Source organism: Actinomadura sp. 9N215, from assembly GCF_044326345.1.
GTDB lineage: Bacteria > Actinomycetota > Actinomycetes > Streptosporangiales > Streptosporangiaceae > Spirillospora.
The window spans coordinates 138,403-158,520 of the sequence record NZ_JBIRBA010000014.1; the positions used below are offsets into that span (position 1 = coordinate 138,403).

A 20,118-nucleotide genomic window follows, 5' to 3' on the forward strand; every position below is an offset into this window, starting at 1 on the left:
AAGTGTTTGGTAGAGTTCGTGGCGTGAACGAGAACGAGTCCCCGGCGGACCGGGCGTTCCGCGCCGAGGTCCGCGACTGGCTCCGCGCCGGCCTGGCGGGCGGGTTCGCGCACGTCCGCGGGCTCGGCGGGCCGGGCCGCGAGCACGAGGCGTTCGAGGAGCGGCTCGCCTGGGAGCGGCACATGGCCGCCGCCGGCTGGACGTGCGTCGGCTGGCCCGAGGAGCACGGCGGGCGCGGCGCCACCGTCCGGCAGCAGGTGATCTTCAACGAGGAGTACGCGCTCGCGGACGGCCCGGCCCGGGTCGGCCACATCGGCGAGCACCTGCTCGGCCCGACGATCATCGCGTTCGGCACGGACGAGCAGCGCGCCCGCTTCCTCCCGCCGATCGTCGCCGTCGAGGAACTCTGGTGCCAGGGCTATTCGGAGCCGGACGCCGGATCCGACCTGGCCAACGTCCAGACCCGCGCCGAACTCGACGGCGGGCAGTGGGTGATCAATGGCCAGAAGGTCTGGACGTCGCTGGCCCTCGAAGCGGACTGGTGCTTCGCCGTCTGCCGCACCGAGCCGGGCTCGTCCCGCCACCGCGGCCTGTCGTACCTGCTCGTCCCGATGCGGCAGGACGGCGTCGACGTCCGGCCGATCGTCCAGCTCACGGGCACGTCCGAGTTCAACGAGGTCTTCTTCGACGGCGCCCGCACGGACGCGGGCAACGTCGTCGGCGCGCCCGGCGACGGCTGGAAGATCGCGATGGCCACGCTCGGGTTCGAGCGCGGCGTCGCGACGCTCGGCCAGCAGGTCGGCTTCCGGCGCGAGTTCGACCGCGTCGCCGACCTTGCCCGGCGTACCGGCGCGATCGGCGATCCCCTGCTGCGCGACCGGCTGACCAGGGCGTACATGGGGCTGGAGATCATGCGGCTGAACGCGGTGCGGACGATGGCGGGTGTCGCCGCCGGGGCGCCCGGGCCCGAGTCGTCCATTTCCAAGCTCGTCTGGGGCACCTGGCACCGGGAGCTGGGCGAGCTCGCCATGGACATCCTCGGCGCCGCGGGCCTCGTCGCCGGCGGCGAGCCGTACGACCTGGACGACTGGCAGCGGCTCTTCCTGTTCTCCCGCGCCGACACGATCTACGCCGGGTCCAACGAGATCCAGCGGAACATCATCGCCGAGCGCGTGCTCGGGCTGCCCCGTGAACCGGTCGCGAGTGAGGAGGCACGCGGATGACCCCGCCGGACTACGTCCCCGGGCACGGCCTGCTCAAGGACCGCGCCGTCGTGATCACCGCGGCGGCCGGGGCCGGGATCGGCGGCGCCACCGCCCGCCGCTGCCTGGACGAGGGCGCCCGCGTCCTGATCTCCGACGCCCACGAGCGGCGTCTCGCGGCGTCCGCCTGGGAACTCGCGGAGGAGTTCGGCGCCGACCGCGTCGCCTCGCTGCCCTGCGACGTCACGGACGAGGCGCAGGTCCAGGCCCTCTACGCCCGCGCCGCCGAGCGCTTCGGACGCGTCGACGTCGCCGTCAACAACGCCGGACTCGGCGGGACGGCCGCCCTCGCCGACATGACCGACGACCAGTGGGGACGCGTCCTCGACATCACCCTCACCGGCACCATGCGCTGCACCCGCGCCGCCCTCCGCGTCATGCGCGAGCAGGGTTCCGGCGCCATCGTCAACAACGCGTCGGTGATCGGCTGGCGGGCGCAGCAAGGGCAGTCGCACTACGCCGCCGCCAAGGCCGGGGTGATGGCCCTCACCCGCTGCGCGGCGCTGGAGGCCGCCGAGTACGGCGTCCGGATCAACGCCGTGTCGCCGTCCCTGGCCATGCACCCGCACCTCGTCAAGGTGACCTCCGAAGACCTCCTGGACGAGCTGACGCGCCGCGAGGCGTTCGGCCGACATGCGGAACCATGGGAGGTGGCCAACGTCATCGTCTTCCTGGCCGGCGACTACTCCTCGTACATGACGGGCGAGGTCGTCTCCGTCTCCTCACAACACCCGTAGGGAACCCAACGATGAGTCCACGACGGCGCGACGCCGAGGGCACCGCCGCCGCACGCGCGGAACGGCGGGCCGAGCTGCTCGCCACGGCCGCCGAGGTGTTCGCCTCCCAGGGCTACTCCGCCACCACCATCCGGAAGGTGGCCGACGCCGCCGGGATCCTCGGCGGCAGCCTCTACTACCACTTCGACTCCAAGGAGGCGATGGCCGACGAGATCCTGTCGACCTTCCTGGACGAGATGTGGGCCGCCTACGACCGCGTCCTGGAGTCGGGGCTCAGCGCCCGCGACACGCTCGAAGGGATCGTCGTCGAGTCGTTCCGGACGATCGACCGGCACCGTCCGGCCGTCGTCCTCTACCAGAACGAGTCCAAGCATCTCGCGACCAGCGAGCGGTTCCGCTACCTGCACGACTCCCGGCGCCGGTTCGAGGAGCTGTGGATGTCGCTGCTGCGCCGGGGCGTGGCGGAGGGCGCGTTCCGCGGCGACCTCGACCCGGACCTCGTCTACCGGTACATCCGCGACACCGTCTGGGTCGCCGCGAACTGGTACAGGCGCGGCGGGCGGCTGTCCGCCGACGACATCGCCAAGCAGTACCTCGCCATGTTCCTCGAAGGCATCCAGGCGAGCGACCGGCAGAGCTAGGCCCCGTACGAAGGAGACACCCCATGGCCGAGGCGTACATCGTCGACGCGGTCCGCGCGCCCGTCGGGCGGCGTGGCGGCGGCCTGTCCGGCGTGCACCCCGCCGACCTCGGCGCGCACGTCCTGACCGCGCTGATGGACCGCACGAAGATCGACCCGGCGGCCGTCGAGGACGTCGTGTTCGGCTGCGTCGACGCCGTCGGCCCGCAGGCCGGGAACATCGCCCGCACCTGCTGGCTCGCCGCCGGGCTGCCCGAGGAGGTGCCGGGCGTCACCGTCGACCGGCAGTGCGGGTCGTCGCAGCAGGCGGTGCACTTCGCCGCGCAGGCCGTGCTGTCCGGGACGTCCGACCTGGTCGTGGCGGGCGGCGTGCAGAACATGTCGCAGATCCCGATCGCGTTCGCGATGACCGCCGCCGAGCCGCTCGGCTTCACGCGGGGCCCCTTCGCCGATTCCGCGGGCTGGACGCGCCGCTACGGCGACGCCGAGGTCACCCAGTTCAACGGCGCCGAGATGATCGCCCGCGACTGGGACATCTCCCGGGAGGAGATGGAGGCGTTCGCCTACGAGTCGCACCGGCGGGCGATCCGCGCGATCGACGGCGGCCGGTTCGAGCGGGAGATCGTCCCGTACGAGGGCGTCACCGCCGACGAGGGCCCGCGCCGTGACACGTCGCTGGAGAAGATGGCGGCGCTGCGGACCCTCGTCGAGGACGGCCGCCTCACGGCCGCGCTCTCGTCCCAGCTCTCCGACGGCGCCGCCGCGCTCCTGATCGCCTCCGAGCGGGCCGTCGAGGACCACGGCCTCACGCCGCGCGCCCGCGTCCACCACGTCTCAGCGCGCGGCGAGGACCCCATCCGCATGCTGTCCGCGCCGATCCCCGCCACCGCGTACGCGTTCAAGAAGACCGGCCTGACCATGGACGACATCGACACCGTGGAGATCAACGAGGCGTTCGCGTCCGTCGTGCTCGCCTGGCTGAAGGAGACCGGCGCCGACCCGGCGAAGGTCAACCCCAACGGCGGCGCCATCGCCCTCGGCCACCCCCTCGGCGCCACCGGCGCCCGCCTCATGACGACCCTCCTGCACGAACTGGAGCGCACCGGCGGCCGCTACGGCCTCCAGACCATGTGCGAAGGCGGCGGCCAGGCCAACACCACCATCCTCGAACGCCTCTGACCGAGCAGGTCCCCCGTCAGGCGGCGGCGGTCGGGGTGTCGCGGCGTTCCGTTCGTATCTGGAGGACGTAGCGCTTGATCTCGTCGGCGATCTCCTCGGTGCCCCAGCCGAGGTGCGGGGCGAGGAGGCGGGCGACGTGGGAGGCGGCGGCGACCCCGCCGTCGCGCTGCTCGATCGAGGCGCGCAGGCGGCGGGCCAGGACGTCCTCCAGGTGCAGGGCGCCCTCATGGGTCGCCGCGTAGACGGCCTCGGCGCACAGGTAGTCCTCGGCGCCGGGGACGGGGCCGCCGAGCGCCGGGTCGTCCGCGACCAGGCCCAGGACCTCGCGGGCGCACGAGCCGTAGCGGCGCAGGAGGTGCTCGACGCGGGCGACGTGCAGGCCCGACTCGGCGGCGAGGCGGCGCCGCTCGTTCCACAGCACCTCGAACCCGACCGCGCCGAGGATCGGCAGCCTGCCCGTGACGGAGCCGGGGACGGCGTCGTCCAGGCCCTCGGCGACGACGTCGACGGCGTCCCGCGCCATCACCCGGTACGTGGTGAACTTCCCGCCGGTCACGACGACGAGGCCCGGCACCGGCTCGGCGGCGGTGTGCTCGCGGGACAGGCGGGTCGTGTCGTCCGGTTCGCCGGACAGCAGGGGCCGGAGGCCCGCGTAGACGCCCTGGATGTCGTCGTGGGTGAGCGGGGTCCGCAGGACGGCGTTCGCCTGGTCGAGGAGGTAGCCGATGTCGGTGTGGTCGGCCACGGGATCGTCCGGGCCGTCGTCGTGGGGGGTGTCGGTGGTGCCGACGAGCCAGTGCCGTCCCCAGGGGATGATGAACAGCACGCTCTTGGACGTCCGCGTGATCAGCCCCGTGTCCATCGGGATCCGGTCGCGCGGCACCACCAGATGGACGCCCTTGGACGCCCGGACGGCGAACGACGACCGGGAGCCCGTCATCGCTTGGGCGCCGTCCGTCCAGACGCCGGTCGCGCAGACGACGCGCCGTGCGCGGACGGCGATCTCCCGGCCGCCCTCCAGATCGAGGACGTGCGCGCCGGTCACGCGCTCGCCCTCGCGCAGGAACCCGGTCGCCTCGGCGCGGGTGACGACCTTCGCGCCGTACTGGGCGGCGGTCCTGGCGACCATCATCGTGTAGCGGGCGTCGTCGACCTGCGCGTCGTAGTACTGGATCGCGCCGACCAGCGCGTCCGAGCGGAGGGCGGGCGCCTCGCGGAGGGCGCCGCGCCGGGTCAGCTGCCGGTGCCGGGGGAGCGCGCGGGAGCCGCCCAGCGTGTCGTACAGCGTGACGCCCGCGCTGACGTAGGCCCGCTCCCACACGCGGTTGCGCAGCGGATACAGGAACTGGACGGGACGCACCAGATGCGGCGCGAGCCGGTGCAGCAGCAGCCCGCGCTCCCGCAGCGCCTCCCGGACGAGCCCGAAGTCGCGCCGTTCGAGGTAGCGCAGCCCGCCGTGGATCAGCTTGCTGGAGCGGCCCGACGTCCCGGCCGCCCAGTCCCGCGCCTCCACGAGCGCGACGGACAGGCCGCGGGAGACGGCGTCGAGGGCCGTGCCGGCGCCGACGATGCCGCCGCCGACGACCAGGACGTCGAACTCCGTGTCCGCGAGGCCGCGCAGGGCGTCCTCCCGATAGCGCGGTCCGAGGGCTACGGATGTCACTGCACGCTCCCGATGAGTGATCAGATCGAGTGTCATCCGGCCGGGTTGCGGCGAGCCGTCGCCCGGAGGACGTCCCGGACAACAACGCGCCGCGCCCCAGCGAAACCGCCGTCAGCCGATGTCGACCCAGTCGAGCGTCCGGGTGACGGCCTTCTTCCAGCCGGTGTAGCCGTGGTGGCGTTGGTCGTCGTCCCAGGTGGGTTCCCAGCGGCGGTCTTCGTTCCAATTCCTGCGGAGTTCTTGGGTGGTGGTCCAGAAGCCGACGGCGAGGCCGGCGGCGTAGGCGGCGCCCAGGGCGGTGGTTTCGGCGACGACGGGGCGGGAGACGGGGACGCCGAGGATGTCGGCTTGCAGTTGCATGCACAGTTCGTTGGCGGTGACGCCGCCGTCGACTTTGAGGACGTCCAGGGCGACGCCGGAATCTTCGCGCATGGCTTCGACGACGTCGCGGGATTGGTAGCAGATGGCTTCCAGGGTGGCGCGGGCGAGGTGGGCGTTGGTGTTGTAGCGGGACAGCCCGACGATGGCGCCGCGTGCGTCGGCGCGCCAGTAGGGGGCGAACAGGCCGGAGAAGGCGGGCACGAAGTAGACGCCGCCGTTGTCGTCGACCTGCCGGGCCAGGGCTTCGCTTTGCGCGGCGCCGGAGATGATGCCGAGCTGGTCGCGCAGCCATTGCACGGCCGACCCGGTCACCGCGATCGACCCCTCCAACGCGTACACAGGCTTTTCCTGGCCGAACTGGTAGCACACCGTCGTCAGAAGGCCCTGCGAGGACCTGACCAGTTCCTCACCGGTGTTGAGCAGCAGGAAGTTGCCGGTGCCGTAGGTGTTCTTGGCCTCGCCGGGCGCGAAGCACACCTGCCCCACCGTCGCCGCCTGCTGGTCACCCAGGATGCCGGTCAGCGGGACCTCGCCGCCGAGTGGGCCGTCCGCGCGGGTCACGCCGTAGGGTTCGGGGGCGGAGGACGGTTTGATCTGCGGCAGCATCTGGCGGGGGATGCCGAAGAACGACAGGAGTTCGTCGTCCCAGGTGAGGGTCTCCAGGTCCATCAGCATGGTGCGGCTGGCGTTGGTGGGGTCGGTGACGTGGACGCCGCCGTCCGTCCCGCCGGTGAGGTTCCACAGGATCCAGCTGTCGGTCGTGCCGAAAATGGCGTCGCCGTTCTCGGCGGCCGCGCGGACGCCGTCGACGTTCTCCAGAATCCACTGGATCTTGCCGCCGGAGAAGTACGTGGCCGGGGGGAGACCGGCCTTGCGGCGGATCACGTCGCCCTTGCCGTCGCGTTCCAGGGCGGAGGCGATGCGGTCGGTGCGGGTGTCCTGCCAGACGATCGCGTTGTAGTACGGGCGCCCGGTCCGGCGGTTCCACACCACCGTCGTCTCACGCTGGTTGGTGATCCCGAGCGCCGCGAGGTCGGTGTGGCTCAGATTCGCCGTGTGAAGCGTCGTCTGGACGACGGCGCGGGTGCGTTCCCAGATCTCGGTGGGGTTGTGCTCGACCCATCCGGCCTGGGGCAGGATCTGTTCGTGTTCGAGCTGGTGGCGGGCGACCTCGTTGCCGCCGTGGTCGAAGATCATGAATCGGGTGCTGGTGGTGCCCTGGTCGAGCGCTCCGACGAAGTCGGCCATGGGCTCCCCCTTTCTGCGGACGGGGACGGGACGGCTCACGTCTTCTCGTACTCGGGTTCGGCTTTCGTCGGCGGATCCGCGGAGGTCGCGTCCTCGGCGGGCAGGAACCGTCCGATGAGGAGCTTGTAGAGTCCGGCGCCGAGCACGCCGCCGATGAACGGGCCGACGATCGGCACCCAGAAGTACAGGTCGCCGTGCTGGTCGCGCCAGGCGTCCGTCCCGTAGCCGGTGAGGAACTGGGCGAGCCGGGGGCCGAAGTCGCGGGCCGGGTTGATCGCATATCCGGCGGCGGAGCCGAACGCCATCCCGATCGCCACCACCACGAGGCCGATCAGGAACGGGGCCAGGTTCGCCAGCGGCGGCCTGTTCCGCGCGTCGGTCAGAACCTTGATCAGGAAGAGCAGGATGGCGGTGCCGATCACCTGGTCGCGGAACGCGCCCCAGGTGCCGACCGGGAGGCTGCCGTTGCCCGGCAGCGTCGAGAAGACGCCCTGCGACTTGATCGTCAGGCCGGGGTCGAACTTCTGCAGGATCTCGCTGTAGTTCCACCGGACGATCAGCGCCGCGACGAACGCGCCTGCGGTCTGCGCGGCGATGTACGGCACCGTCTTGCGCCAGGCGAACTCCTTGAACACGGCGAGCGCGATGGTCACGGCCGGGTTGAGGTGCGCGCCGCTGATCCGTGCGGCGACGTACACGCCGAGCGTCACGCCGAGCCCCCAGGCCCAGGCGATGCTGTCGTGGCCGCCGAGGCTCTGCGGATCGCCCAGGCCGCTGCCCGCGACCGCCTGGGCGACGACGCCGACGCCGAACAGGATGAGGATCATGGTGCCGGCGAACTCGGCTGCGAGCTCGCCGGCGAGCGCGGGGATTCTGGGTCGTTCCGCCATGGGCTCTCCTCGTGACGCTGGGGCTGGACGCGGGCCCGCGAGGGTTGGCCAGACGGTAGGCCCGGACGGAACGGTCGACAACGGGAGCCTGCCGACAATGTCGAACACTTTCGCCGCGGCCCGGCGGCGGTTACCCTCCAGTACGTGCACCAGATCACAGAATCCGGGCAGTTCGGGGCATGGGAGACGGTGATGGCGACGAGTGCCGACATTGTCGGCACCCCGCCCACGGAACTAGCATCGGATTCGTGCCCGGACCTGTGCAATCGATCGAGCGCGCCGCCGCGATCCTGCGCCTGCTCGCCGCGAGCTCGGGCCGCCTCGGCGCCGGCGAGATCGCCGCGTCCCTCGGCCTCGCCCGGGGCACCGCGCACGGCATCCTGCGCACGCTGGAGCGCGTCGGGTTCGTCGAGCAGGACGGCGGCAGCGGCAAGTACCAGCTCGGCGCCGCGCTGCTGCACCTCGGCACCAGCTACCTGGACGTCAACGAGCTGCGGTCCCGCGCCATCAACTGGGCCGACGCCCTCGCCTCGCGCAGCGGCGAGGCCGTCCGCATCGGGACGCTCCTGGACGGCAAGGTCCTGGTCGTCCACCACGTGTTCCGTCCGGACGACACGCTCCAGGCCATGGACGTCGGCTCCCTGCTCCCGCTGCACGCCACGGCGCTCGGCAAGGCGCTGCTCGCCCACGACGCGAACGCCGCCGCGTCGATCCGCGACACCGTCCTGGAGTCCTACTGCCGGCGCACGATCACCGACCCGCGCCACCTCGCACGGGCCGCCACCCGGGTGCGGGAGAGCGGGTGGGCGGCCGAGATCGAGGAGCTGTCCATCGGGGAGGCCGGGGTCGCCGCGCCGATCCGCGGGTACGGCGGGCTGGTCGTCGGGGCCATCGGGATCTCCGGCGCGGTCGAGCGGGTGTGCGACGCGCGGCGCGTCCCGGAGCCGAGGCTCGTCGCGTTCGTGCGGGACGCGGCCCGCGCGGTGTCCCGGGACCTCGGCGGCTCGCGCTGGTGACACCGCCGCCGCACGTCCGGGGGACCGGTCGTGACCGAGCGCTTCGTGATGTCGATCGACCAGGGCACCACCTCGACGCGCTGCATCCTGTTCGACCACGCGGGACGCCTGGTGTCGGTCGCGCAGCGCGAGCACCGGCAGCACTTCCCGAAGCCCGGCTGGGTCGAGCACGACCCGATGGAGATCTGGCGCAACCTCGAACGCATCGCCCCCGAGGCGCTCGCCCAGGCGGGAGTCACGACGGACCAGATCGCGGCTCTCGGGATCGCGAACCAGCGTGAGACGACCGTCCTGTGGGACCGGCTGACCGGCGTCCCGATCGGCCGCGCCATCGTCTGGCAGGACATGCGGACCGGCGCGATCGTCGACGAGCTCGCCCGCGCCCCGGGCGCCGCGATGGTCGCCGAGCGCAGCGGGCTCCCGCTCGCCACCTACTTCTCCGCGCCGCGCGTCCGCTGGCTGCTCGACCACACGCCCGGCCTGCGCGAACGCGCCGAACGCGGCGAGGTGCTGTTCGGCACCATGGAGAGCTGGCTGATCTGGAACCTCAGCGGTGGCGTCGACGGCGGCGTCCACGTCACCGACGTCACCAACGCCGGACGCACCCTGATGATGGACCTGCACACCCTGACCTGGGACGACGGCCTCCTCGACTTCTTCGGCGTGCCGCGCGCGATGCTGCCGGAGATCAGGTCGTCCACCGAGACCTACGGGACGGCCCGCCGCGTGTTCCCCGGAGTGGTCATCGGCGCGGCGCTCGGCGACCAGCAGGCCGCGCTGTTCGGGCAGACGTGCTTCTCCCCGGGCGAGACCAAGTGCACCTACGGGACGGGCGCGTTCCTGCTGATGAACACCGGCACGACGCCGATCAAGTCCGACAACGGGCTGCTCACCACGGTCGGCTACAAGATCGGCGACGAGCCCGCCGTGTACGCGCTTGAGGGCTCCATCGCGATCACCGGCGCGCTCGTCCAGTGGTTCCGGGACGGCCTCGGCCTGATCACCACCGCGCCGGAGATCGAGACCCTCGCCCGCTCGGTCGACGACAACGGCGGCTGCTACATCGTCCCGGCGTTCTCCGGCCTGTTCGCACCGCACTGGCGCAGTGAGGCGCGCGGGATCATCGTCGGGCTCACGTCCTACATCACCCGGGGGCATCTCGCGCGGGCCGTGCTGGAGGCGACCGCCTGGCAGACCCGCGAGGTCGTGGACGCGATGAACGCCGACTCCGGGCTCGGCCTGAAGGAACTGAAGGCGGACGGCGGCATGACGTCCGACAACCTGGTCATGCAGATGGTCGCCGACATGCTGAACGTGCCGGTGGAACGTCCCATGGTGGTGGAGACGGTGTCGCTCGGCGCCGCCTACGCCGCCGGGCTCGCGGTCGGCTACTGGGCGGGGCTCGAAGGGCTGCGGCGCAACTGGCACCGCGCGGCCCGGTGGGTCCCGGCGATGGAGCCCGGACGGCGCGCCGCCGAATACGACAACTGGAAGCGCGCCGTGGAGCGCACCTTCGACTGGATCCGTCCCGACGGTGACCCCGCCGCGCGGCCCTAGATCCGGTTCCGTTCGATGAGCTGCTTGACGATCACGTTGCGCTGGATCTCGTTCGTCCCCTCGCCGACGATCATGAGCGGGGCGTCGCGGAAGTAGCGCTCGACGTCGAACTCGGTGGAGTATCCGGCCGCGCCGTGGATGCGGACGGCGTTGAGCGCGATCTGCATGGCCGCCTCGGATGCGTACAGCTTCGCCATGCCCGCCTCCATGTCGCAGCGCTCGCCCGCGTCGAGGCGTCCGGCGGCGTCCAGGGTGAGCAGGCGCGCCGCGCGCAGCTGCGTCGCCATGTCGGCCAGGTAGTTGCCGATGGACTGGTGCCGCCAGATCGGTTTCCCGAACGCCTCACGCTCCTGGGCGTAACGCAGGGAGTCTTCCAGGGCGGCCCGTCCGACGCCCAGCGCGCGCGCCGCGACCTGGATGCGGCCCACTTCGAGACCCCGCATCATCTGCGCGAAACCGTGTCCCTCTTCGCCGCCGAGCACCGCGTCCAGGGGCGCCTCGTAGCCGTCGAACGCCAGCTCGCAGCTCTCCACGCCCTTGTAGCCGAGCTTGGGCAGGTCGCGGGAGACGGTCAGTCCGGGGCCCTGCTCGACCAGCAGGATGCTGATGCCGCGGTGGCGCGGCCTCGCGTCCGGGTCGGTCTTGCACATCAGCGCGATCAGGCCGGACCGGCGCGCGTTGGTGATCCACATCTTGGCGCCGTCGACCACGTACCGGTCGCCGCGGCGCCGCGCGACCGTGCTCATGGCCTGCAGGTCGGAGCCGCCGGACGGCTCCGTCAGCGCCATCGTGGCGCGCAGCTCGCCGGTGGCCATCCGCGGCAGGTAGCGGGCCTTCTGCCGCTCGGTGCCGAACACGGCCAGCAGATGCGAGACGACCGTGTGCCCGCCGAACGCCCCGGCGAGCGTCATCCAGCCGCGCGCCAGCTCCTCGGTGACGAGCGCGTAGCACGCCTTGGACACGCTGACGTCCCCGTACGGCTCGGGCACGGCGAGCCCGAAGACGCCCAGCTCCTTCATGCGGTCGATGAGGGAGGCGGGATATTCGCCCGCGTGCTCCAGCTCCCGCGCGACGGGGCGGACCTCCTTGTCGACGAAGCCCGCGACCACCTCGACGATGGCCCGCTCCTCGCCGCTCAGCTCGAACACGGCCACCGGTCTCCCTTCCCGCGTCGGTATTTCATATATTTGATTTCCGTGAATCGGTGCTTGTCAACGGCTGGCGGTGATGACGGTGACTCCCTCCGGGACCTCCTCCCGGACTTCTTCCGGTGACCGGTTGCTCGGCAGGCGGCGCCAGCTGAGCGACGAGGTGGCCGCCCACGTCCGCGATCTCATCATGTCCGGGCAGGTCAGGAGCGGTGAGTTCCTCCGCCTTGAGCGGATCGCCGAGGACCTCGGGATCAGCGTCACGCCCGTCCGGGAGGCGCTGCTGTCGCTGCGCGGGGAGGGATTCGTCACACTGGAGCCGCGCCGCGGGTTCATGCCCGCGCCGCTGACCAGGGACGACGTCCACGACCTGTTCGAGGCGCAGGCGTACTTCGCCGGCGAACTGGCCGCCCGCGCCGCCGACAAGATCACCGAGGCCGAGCTGGCGGCGCTCGACCGGACGCAGGTGCGGCTGGAGGAGGCGTCCAGGGCCGGGGACTCCGAGGCCATCGAGCGCGCCAACCACGAGTTCCACCGGGTGATCAACCTGTGCGCGGGGTCCCCGAAGACGGCCTGGCTGCTGCGGCTCGTCGTGCGGTACGCGCCGCGCCGCTTCTACTCCAGCATCCACGGCTGGAGCCAGGCGTCGGTCGACGATCACCACCTCGTCCTCGCCGCGCTGCGGGCCGGGGACGCGGCCGCCGCCCGGCAGGCGATGCGCGCCCACATCCGGCACGCGGGCACGCTGCTGGTCGTGCACCTGGAGGCGCGGGGCTTCTGGGACGCGCCCTGAACCACCCGATATCGTATAAAAAATTCCGAGGAGGGGTCGATGGCTGACCCGCAGGCGCCGGACCGCGACGTGGTCACGGCGACGGACCATGGCGCGGCACGCGTGATCACGCTCGACCGGCCCGAGGCGCGCAACGCGATCGACCTCCCCACCCGGCGGCGGCTCGCGGCGGAACTGCGACGCGCCGCCGGCGACCCGGGCGTCCGGGCGATCGTCCTGACCGGCGCGGGCGGGACGTTCTCGGCGGGCGGCGACGTCCGCTCGATGGAGGGCGCGGGCCCGGACGAGGTCAAGGCCCGGCTCGCGCCCCTGCACGAGGCCGTCCAGACCATCGCGACCTGCGCGACGCCCGTGATCGCGGCCGTGGAGGGCGCCGCCGCCGGGCTCGGCGTCTCCCTCGCCGCCGTCTGCGACCACGTGGTCGCCGCGGAGGACGCCCGTTTCGTCGCCGGGTTCGGCAAGGTCGGCCTCGTTCCGGACGGCGGCCTGCTCTGGACGCTGCCCCGGCGCGTCGGGATGGGCCGCGCCAAGGAGATGCTCGTCTTCGGCCGGACGGTCCCCGCGCCCCGCGCCTACGAGATCGGGCTCGCCGACTCGCTCGTCCCGTCCGGCACGGCCCTGGAGGCCGCGCTGGAGCTCGCCGGGGAGGCCGCCGTCCTCGCCCCGCTCTCGGTCGCCGCCGCGAAGCGCCTGCTCGCGCGGCCCGGCGACGACCTGGGACGGCTGCTGGAGGCCGAGGGCGAGGCGCAGGCCGCGCTGTTCGGCACCGCCGACTTCGCCGAGGGCCGCGCCGCGTTCGCCGAACGCCGCCCGCCCCGCTTCGAGGGCCGCTGACGATGAGCGGCGGAGGCAGGCTCCAGCAGACCCACGGGCTGACGGACGAGCAGCGGGAGATCATCGCGACCGTCCGGGCGTTCGTCGACAGGGAGATCCTGCCGGTCGCGACCGAGCTGGAGCACGCCGACGAGTACCCGCAGGCCATCGTGGACGGCATGAAGGACCTCGGCCTCTTCGGCCTGATGATCGGCACGGAGCACGGCGGGCTCGGGGAGTCGCTGCTGACGTACGCGCTCGCCGTCGAGGAGCTGGCGCGGGGCTGGATGAGCGTGTCCGGCATCGTCAACACGCACTTCATCGTCGCCTGGATGATCGACCGGCACGGCACGGCCGAGCAGAAGGCGCACTACCTGCCGAGGATGGCGACCGGCGAGATCCGCGGCGCGTTCTCGATGTCGGAGCCCGGCTGCGGCTCGGACGTCTCGGCGATCACGACGCGCGCCGTCCCGGACGGCACCGGCCACCACGTCGTCGACGGGCAGAAGATGTGGCTGACGAACGGCGCCACCGCCAACCTCGTCGCGACCCTCGTCAAGACCGACCCCGCCGCCGGGCACCGCGGCATGACGACGTTCCTGGTCGACAAGACGCCCGGGTTCGGGGAGGTGGCGCCCGGCCTGACCGTCCCCGGCAAGATCGACAAGATGGGGTACAAGGGCGTCGACACCACCGAGCTGATCTTCGACGGGTACCGGATCCCGTCCGCGCAGATCCTCGGCGGGACGCCGGGACGCGGCTTCTACCAGATGATGGACGGCGTCGAGGTCGGCCGCGTCAACGTGGCGGCCCGCGGCTGCGGGGTCGCGGGGCGCGCCTACGAGCTGGCCCTCGCCTACGCGCGGCGGCGCGAGACGTTCGGGAAGCCGATCGCCGAGCACCAGGCCGTCCTGTTCCGCCTCGCGGAGATGGCCACGAAGGTCGCGGCCGCGCACCAGATGATGGTGATGGCGGCGCGGCGCAAGGACGCGGGCGAGCGCAACGACCTCGAGGCCGGGATGGCGAAGTACCTGGCCGGGGAGTACTGCAAGGAGGTCGTGGAGGACGCGTTCCGCATCCACGGCGGCTACGCCTACTCCCGGGAGTACGAGATCGAGCGCCTCTACCGGGAGGCGCCGATGCTGCTGATCGGCGAGGGCACCGCCGACATCCAGAAACTGATCATCGGCCGCCGCCTCCTGGAGGGCTGACGCCGCAGGCCGACGGCCTGGAGGGCCGACGGCGCCATCGAGGCGGGCGGGCGGCGGATCGATCAGGGCGGGGGAGCGGCGGATATCGTGGCGGCATGGCCAGCCCCACACCCGCCTCCGCCCCCGGCAGCCGCCGTGACGAGCTTCGCGACTTCCTGCGGACGCGCCGCGCCCGGCTCACGCCCGCCGACGTCGGGATGCCCGACGGCGGACGGCGCCGCACGCCCGGGCTGCGCCGGGAGGAGGTCGCCGTCCTCGCGGGCGTCGGCGTTTCCTGGTACACGTGGCTGGAGCAGGGCCGCGACATCAAGGCGTCAGGGGACGTCCTGGACGCGATCGCCCGCGCCCTCCGCCTCGACGAAGCCGAACGCGAGCACCTGTACCTGCTCGCCGGCCTGAACCCGCCGCAGGCCGAGGCGGGCCCCGTCGCGCCGCTCCCCCCGGAGCTGCGGCGGCTCCTGGACGCCTGGTCGCCCCGCCCCGCCTACATCCGCGAACGGCACTGGAACCTCATCGCGTACAACGACGCCGCCCGCGAGGTGTTCGGCTACGGCGACACCGACCACAACTGCCTGGTCACGTTCTTCACCAGCGTCCGCTACCGCGACCTGCACATGCAGTGGGCGGCCGTCGCGCCCGACGTCGTCGGACGGTTCCGCGCCGACGCCGCCCGCTACCCCGACGACCCCGAGTTCGCCCGGATCGCCGGTGACCTGCTGGCCGTCAGCCCCGAGTTCGCCGAGCTGTGGAACCGGCACGAGGTCAGCGCCGCGACGCAGGCGGTGAAGGCGATCCGGCATCCGGACGCCGGCGAGCTGATCTTCGAGTCGACGGTGCTGCCGCTCGCCGACCGGCCCGGCCAGGACCTCGTCCTCTACAACCCGCGGCCGGGCACCGGGACGCTGGAGCGCCTCGAACGGCTGACCGCCCGCCGCGGCCTGGCCGCCGCGGGCTGACCGCTCATCCTGGTGGTGCCACACCCACGATCAGCCGACACTGCCGCGCTTCCGCCACGACAGGGACGATCAACGGCATGACACAGGAACCACGATTCGCGGGCAGGGCCGCGTTGATCACCGGCGGGACGAGCGGGATGGGCCTGGCCGCGGCGCGGCGGCTGCTGGACGAGGGCGCGTCCGTCGTCATCACCGGCCGCGACCAGCCCCGCCTGGACGCGGCGGCCAAGCACCTGGACGGCGGCGACCGCGTCCTGACCGTGCGCGCCGACGCGGCGAGCCTGCCCGACCTGGACGCCCTCATGGAGACCGTCCGGGACCGGCACGGACGCCTCGACGTCGTCTTCGCCAACGCGGGCATCGCCGTGTTCGGCCCGGCCGCGGAGATGACCGAGGCCGACTTCGACCACGCCGTCGACGTCAACTTTAAAGGCGTTTACTTCACCGTCCAGAAGGCGCTGCCGCTGCTGGCCGCGGACGCCGCGATCGTCCTCAACGCGTCGTGGACGCTGCACCGCGGCCTGCCCGTCGGCTCGGTGTACTCGGCGACGAAGGCGGCGGTGCAGAGCCTGACCCGCACGCTGGCGGCGGAGCTGGGGCCGCGCGGCGTCCGGGTCAACTCGGTCAGCCCCGGCTACATCGACACGCCGATGTACCGCGGCGCCGTCCCCGAGGACGAGGCGGACGCGATCCGCGCGCAGGTGGCGTCCCGCCGGATCGGCACGGCGGAGGAGGTGGCGGGCGCCGTCGCGTTCCTCGCCTCGGCGGACGCGTCCTACGTCAACGGCCAGGACCTGATCGTCGACGGCGGCCTCGTCGCCGCCGTCGCCGAACCCTCCCGCCTGACCACGGCGGCTTGAGAACGAAAGGGGCACGAAAATGAGGAATCGCGAGTTCGCGGGGACGCCGGTCGGCGCGGTCGGCCTCGGCTGCATGGGGATGAGCTGGGCTTACAGCGCGTCCGAGCGCGACGACGACGCGTCGGTCGCGTTGATCCACGAGGCCCTCGACCTCGGCGTCACGTTCCTGGACACCGCGCAGCCCTACGGCGACGGCCACAACGAGAGGCTCGTCGGCCGCGCCCTCGCGGGCCGCCGGGACGAGGCGGTCCTCGCCACCAAGACCGGCCTGGTCGTCACGGACGTGGCGACCATGGGGATCGCCAGGCGGGGCACGCCCGGGCACGTCAAGGCGTCCGCCGAGGACAGCCTGCGCCGCCTCGGCACCGACGTGGTCGACCTGTACTACCTGCACCGCGTCGACCCGGACGTGCCGCTTGCCGACACCTGGGGCGCGATGGCCGAGCTGGTCGCCGAGGGCAAGGTCCGCACGCTCGGCCTGTCGGAGGTCAGCGTGGCGCAGGCCGCGCAGGCGCACGCGATCCATCCGGTCGCGGCCGTCCAGTCGGAGCTCTCGCTGTGGACCCGCGACGCGATGGGCGCGCCCGGCGGCCTCGCGGGCATCGTCCCGGGCGACGACCAGTCCGCCGCGGACGGGCCGGGCGACGTGGTCTCCTGGTGCGCCGCCAACGGCGCCGCGTTCGTGCCGTACTCGCCGCTCGGCCGCGGCTTCCTCACCGGGACGGTCACCAGCGCCGACTTCGAGGACACCGACTTCCGCGGCGGCAACCCGCGCTTCCAGGAGGAGGCGCTGAAGGCCAACCTCCGGATCGTGGACGTCGTCAAGGCGGTCGCGGCGCGGCATGGCGCGACCCCGGCGCAGGTCGCGATCGCCTGGACGCTCGCGCAGGGCGGCCACGTCCTCCCGATCCCCGGCACCAAGAAGTCCCGCTACCTGCGCGACAACGCGGCCGCCGCCGACCTGGACCTCACGGCCGCCGACCTGGCCGAGCTGGACGCCCTCCCCGCGCCGGTCGGCGCCCGCTACTGACGTCCGGGCGCCAGGAGGGACTGCTGGGCGGCGATCACCTCGGCCGCCCGCCGGACGATCCCGTCGATGAGCTCGCCGCAGCCGGGCAGGTCGTCGATGACGCCGACGACCTGCCCGGACGCCATCACCCCCAGATCGGGACGGCCGTCCACCATGGCCGCCTTCAGCAGCATCGGCGTGTTGGCGGCCATCAGGACCTGCGACCACGACAGGTCCTTGCCGTGCTTCATCGCCTTCCCGTCGGCGATCATCTCCCGCCACGACATGCCGGACAGTTTCTTGAACCTGGCCCCGTTGCGCAGCGCCCTGACCAGGCCGCCGACCCGTCCGGACCCTTCCAGCGCGTCGACCAGCCCGCTGCGCAGCACCCGGTGCGGCATGCCGTCCACCCGCCGGGTCACCACGGTCTCGCCGGACGTCAGGTAGACCCGCTTGACCGCGTCCGGGACGGAGCTGTCGGACGTCAGCAGGAACCGCGTCCCCATCGCGACGCCCGCCGCCCCGTACGCGAGCGCGGCGGCGAGTCCGCGCCCGTCGAAGAAGCCGCCGGCCGCGATCACCGGGATGCCGACCGCGTCCACGACCTGGGGGAGCAGCAGCGTCGTCGCGACGGCGCCGGTGTGCCCGCCGCCCTCGCCGCCCTGCACGAGCACGGCGTCCGCGCCCCACCCCGCGACCTTCTCCGCGTGCCGCCGCGCCCCGACCGACGGGATCACGACGACGCCCGCGTCCTTCAGCCTGCCGATCAGCTCCCGCCTGGGCGCGAGCGCGAACGAGGCGACCCGGACGCCCTCCCTGATCAGCAGGCCGATGCGGTCGCCCGCGTCGCCGGCGTCGGCCCGGAGGTTGACGCCGAACGGCGCGTCCGTGCGGTCCTTCACCTCGCGGATCGCCTCGGCGAGCTGATCCAGGGACATCGTCGCCGACGCCAGGATGCCGAGCCCCCCGGCGTCGGCGACGGCGGTGACGAGCCGCGGCCCCGCCACCCAGCCCATGCCCGTCTGGACGACCGGATGCCGCACGCCCGTCAGCCGCGTCAGCGGAGTGTCGAGCACCTGCTCCATCAGGACGGGACCTCCCGCTCCCGCAGCCCCTCCGGATCGAGGACCTCGCGCATGATCCGCAGCTCCTCGCCGTCCGGCAGGCGCGTCTCCGGCACGTGCTCCGGGACGACGAGCTCGAACCCCGTGGCCGCCACCACGTCGTCGACACGCACGCCAGGGTGCACAGAACGGAGCCGCATCCGCCTGTCGGGAGTGTCGAAGTCGAGCACGGCGAGGTCGCTCACCACGGCTCGGATCTCGTGCGCGCCCCGGTCCCAGCCGACGCCGCTCACCATGTCGACCTTCGCGGTGAACACCCGCGCCGAGTGCTTCGGCACCCAGTAGCTCGTCGGGTTCAGCAGCGTGTTGCCCGGCCCGCCGCGCACCCCGAGCAGCTGCCGGGACGGACGCGCCCAGTCGCCGATGCACGAGATGTTGGTGTTGCCGTGCGCGTCGATCTGGCTCGGCCCCATCACCACGTGCCGCCGCCCGTTCAGCACCAGCCACAGATGGTCGCGGAACGGCAGCCACCCCTCGGCCGTCGCCGCCGACGCCCCCAGCGGAACGGGCTCGGCGCTCAGCGACGGGCCCCCGTCCGTGGTCAGCAGGTCGGGCGCGAACGTCGCCCGCGCCAGCCGCGACCCGAGCATCGGCACGAACCCGGCCACCGCCGCCGCGACGATCTCCCCGTCGCCGCGGAAGAGGTCCGCGCACGCCGCCGCGCACACCTCGGCCCTCGTCACACCGCTCACCGTGCCCTGCCTTTCTGGGGGGCGACCCCCAGACCCCCGGGTGGTCGGCCCGAAGATCCTCGCTTCGCTGCGGTCATCGAGCCTCCTCCCGCCAGACGCGGACGGCGTCCTGGTACGCGGCCTCGTCACCGGACAGGAACCGGTCGCGGAACGCCGCCCACCTCTCCGGATCGGCGGCGGCCTGCGCGTAGAGCCGCTGGAACGCCTCGTCGCGTCCGGAGTCGGGCGCGCAGTCGGTGAAGTGCGCGCCGTCCGGGGCCTCCACGACGCCCGCGACCTGCGACCGGCTGATCAGCAGCGACTGCACCGGCCCCTCCTTGGCGAAGTCGGCGGTGTCGACGAGCCGCTCGCACGACACGTACGTACGGTCGGCCGCCTTGGCGAAGAGGTCGTCCATGTAGGGGTCGGGGCCGAGGTACTGGGCGTTGCCGCGCGCGTCGGCCCGGTTCAGGTGGACGAGCGCCGCGTCCATCGTCAGCGCCGGGACGGCGACCAGCTCCCGCCCGTCCTCGTACGGCGACCTGACCGTCCTCAGCTCCGGGTTGACCTTCAGCACGTCCGAGCCGAGCCCGGCCGGGGTGGGCAGGAACGGCAGCCGGTGCGCCGCCGCGTACAGCCCGAACATGAACATGCCCTCGTCGTACTCGGTCAGCTCGATCGCCCCGGACTGCCGCGCCCGCCGGAAGTGCGGCTCCAGCGGGATCGAGTCCAGGGTGACGAACGCGGTGACGAGCCGCCGGATCTTGCCCGCCGCGCACAGCAGCCCGACGTCCGGCCCCCCGTACGTCACGACCGTGAGGTCGGTGACGGGGGAGCGGAGGATCGCCCGGACGAGCGCCATCGGCTTGCGCCGCGACCCCCAGCCGCCGATCCCGACCGTCATGCCGCTCTCCAGCGCCCCGGCGACCTCCTCGGCCGTCATGACCTTGCCCGTCATCA

Annotated in this window: 19 protein-coding genes; 12 read left to right on the forward strand and 7 right to left on the reverse strand. The window is 72.7% G+C overall.

The features are described from left to right. Positions 1-23 precede the first annotated feature (23 nt). Genes ACH34T_RS23335 through ACH34T_RS23350 form a run of 4 tightly spaced genes read left to right on the forward strand, consistent with a single transcriptional unit; the run spans position 24 to position 3,818 of the window. On the forward strand, positions 24-1,223 hold the full coding sequence (locus ACH34T_RS23335) for an acyl-CoA dehydrogenase family protein (protein ID WP_396023016.1): 1,200 nt from the start codon (positions 24-26) through the stop codon (positions 1,221-1,223). Further along, complete coding sequence (locus ACH34T_RS23340) at positions 1,220-1,999, forward strand: SDR family oxidoreductase (RefSeq protein ID WP_396023017.1); 780 nt, start codon at positions 1,220-1,222, stop codon at positions 1,997-1,999. Before ACH34T_RS23335 ends, ACH34T_RS23340 begins: the two co-directional genes overlap by 4 nt. Positions 2,000-2,010: 11 nt before the next feature. Next, a complete protein-coding gene (locus ACH34T_RS23345) occupies positions 2,011-2,640 on the forward strand; it encodes a TetR/AcrR family transcriptional regulator (protein WP_396023019.1) in 630 nt (209 codons plus the stop codon). Between the two features lie 23 nt (positions 2,641-2,663). Continuing rightward, positions 2,664-3,818 (forward strand): acetyl-CoA C-acetyltransferase, encoded by a 1,155-nt coding sequence (locus ACH34T_RS23350; RefSeq protein ID WP_396023020.1) that lies wholly within the window; start codon positions 2,664-2,666, stop codon positions 3,816-3,818. A gap of 16 nt (positions 3,819-3,834) precedes the next feature. Here the strand turns inward: ACH34T_RS23350 and ACH34T_RS23355 are convergent, their stop codons facing one another. The 3 genes from ACH34T_RS23355 to ACH34T_RS23365 all read right to left on the reverse strand — a co-directional run bounded on the left by ACH34T_RS23355 (position 3,835) and on the right by ACH34T_RS23365 (position 8,000). Next, positions 3,835-5,517 carry a glycerol-3-phosphate dehydrogenase/oxidase gene (locus ACH34T_RS23355; RefSeq protein WP_396023021.1) on the reverse strand — a complete coding sequence of 561 codons (1,683 nt, stop codon included), beginning with the start codon at positions 5,515-5,517 and terminating at the stop codon, positions 3,835-3,837. A 75-nt stretch (positions 5,518-5,592) separates the two neighbouring features. Beyond that, positions 5,593-7,110 (reverse strand): glycerol kinase GlpK, encoded by a 1,518-nt coding sequence (glpK, locus tag ACH34T_RS23360; protein WP_396023022.1) that lies wholly within the window; start codon positions 7,108-7,110, stop codon positions 5,593-5,595. Between the two features lie 35 nt (positions 7,111-7,145). After that, positions 7,146-8,000: an MIP/aquaporin family protein gene (locus ACH34T_RS23365; protein WP_396023023.1), complete on the reverse strand. Its 855-nt coding sequence runs from the start codon at positions 7,998-8,000 to the stop codon at positions 7,146-7,148. A 248-nt stretch (positions 8,001-8,248) separates the two neighbouring features. Here ACH34T_RS23365 and ACH34T_RS23370 point away from each other — a divergent pair, with 248 nt between their 5' ends. After that, positions 8,249-9,016, forward strand: a complete 768-nt coding sequence (locus ACH34T_RS23370) for an IclR family transcriptional regulator (RefSeq protein ID WP_396023024.1) — start codon at positions 8,249-8,251, stop codon at positions 9,014-9,016. 30 nt (positions 9,017-9,046) lie between these two features. Further along, the gene (gene glpK / locus ACH34T_RS23375; protein WP_396023025.1) at positions 9,047-10,573 is read left to right on the forward strand and encodes a glycerol kinase GlpK; all 1,527 of its coding nucleotides are present in this window, start codon (positions 9,047-9,049) and stop codon (positions 10,571-10,573) included. Here glpK (ACH34T_RS23375) and ACH34T_RS23380 read toward each other — a convergent pair. Then, positions 10,570-11,721 (reverse strand): acyl-CoA dehydrogenase family protein, encoded by a 1,152-nt coding sequence (locus tag ACH34T_RS23380; protein WP_396023109.1) that lies wholly within the window; start codon positions 11,719-11,721, stop codon positions 10,570-10,572. The two genes, glpK (ACH34T_RS23375) and ACH34T_RS23380, sit on opposite strands and share 4 nt — an antisense overlap. A 130-nt stretch (positions 11,722-11,851) precedes the next feature. Here ACH34T_RS23380 and ACH34T_RS23385 point away from each other — a divergent pair, with 130 nt between their 5' ends. The 6 genes from ACH34T_RS23385 (at position 11,852) to ACH34T_RS23410 (ending at position 17,384) form a co-directional block, all read left to right on the forward strand. After that, entirely contained in the window at positions 11,852-12,514 is a 663-nt protein-coding gene (locus tag ACH34T_RS23385; RefSeq protein ID WP_396023026.1) for a GntR family transcriptional regulator, read from the forward strand. A gap of 39 nt (positions 12,515-12,553) precedes the next feature. Continuing rightward, on the forward strand, positions 12,554-13,348 hold the full coding sequence (locus ACH34T_RS23390; protein ID WP_396023027.1) for an enoyl-CoA hydratase/isomerase family protein: 795 nt from the start codon (positions 12,554-12,556) through the stop codon (positions 13,346-13,348). Positions 13,349-13,350: 2 nt separating this feature from the next. After that, positions 13,351-14,538 (forward strand): acyl-CoA dehydrogenase family protein, encoded by a 1,188-nt coding sequence (locus ACH34T_RS23395; RefSeq protein WP_396023028.1) that lies wholly within the window; start codon positions 13,351-13,353, stop codon positions 14,536-14,538. 95 nt (positions 14,539-14,633) lie between these two features. Then, positions 14,634-15,494 (forward strand): helix-turn-helix transcriptional regulator, encoded by an 861-nt coding sequence (locus ACH34T_RS23400; protein WP_396023029.1) that lies wholly within the window; start codon positions 14,634-14,636, stop codon positions 15,492-15,494. Positions 15,495-15,571: 77 nt separating this feature from the next. Further along, positions 15,572-16,354 carry a glucose 1-dehydrogenase gene (locus ACH34T_RS23405; RefSeq protein WP_396023030.1) on the forward strand — a complete coding sequence of 261 codons (783 nt, stop codon included), beginning with the start codon at positions 15,572-15,574 and terminating at the stop codon, positions 16,352-16,354. A gap of 19 nt (positions 16,355-16,373) precedes the next feature. Further along, entirely contained in the window at positions 16,374-17,384 is a 1,011-nt protein-coding gene (locus tag ACH34T_RS23410) for an aldo/keto reductase (protein WP_396023031.1), read from the forward strand. Here ACH34T_RS23410 and ACH34T_RS23415 read toward each other — a convergent pair. The 3 genes from ACH34T_RS23415 to ACH34T_RS23425 all read right to left on the reverse strand — a co-directional run bounded on the left by ACH34T_RS23415 (position 17,378) and on the right by ACH34T_RS23425 (position 20,116). After that, a complete protein-coding gene (locus ACH34T_RS23415) occupies positions 17,378-18,448 on the reverse strand; it encodes an NAD(P)H-dependent flavin oxidoreductase (RefSeq protein ID WP_396023032.1) in 1,071 nt (356 codons plus the stop codon). The two genes, ACH34T_RS23410 and ACH34T_RS23415, sit on opposite strands and share 7 nt — an antisense overlap. After that, positions 18,448-19,170, reverse strand: a complete 723-nt coding sequence (locus ACH34T_RS23420; protein ID WP_396023033.1) for a CoA-transferase subunit beta — start codon at positions 19,168-19,170, stop codon at positions 18,448-18,450. The genes ACH34T_RS23415 and ACH34T_RS23420 overlap by 1 nt, the downstream gene beginning before the upstream one ends. A gap of 82 nt (positions 19,171-19,252) precedes the next feature. Then, positions 19,253-20,116: a CoA transferase subunit A gene (locus tag ACH34T_RS23425; RefSeq protein ID WP_396023110.1), complete on the reverse strand. Its 864-nt coding sequence runs from the start codon at positions 20,114-20,116 to the stop codon at positions 19,253-19,255. Between the last annotated feature and the right edge of the window lie 2 nt (positions 20,117-20,118).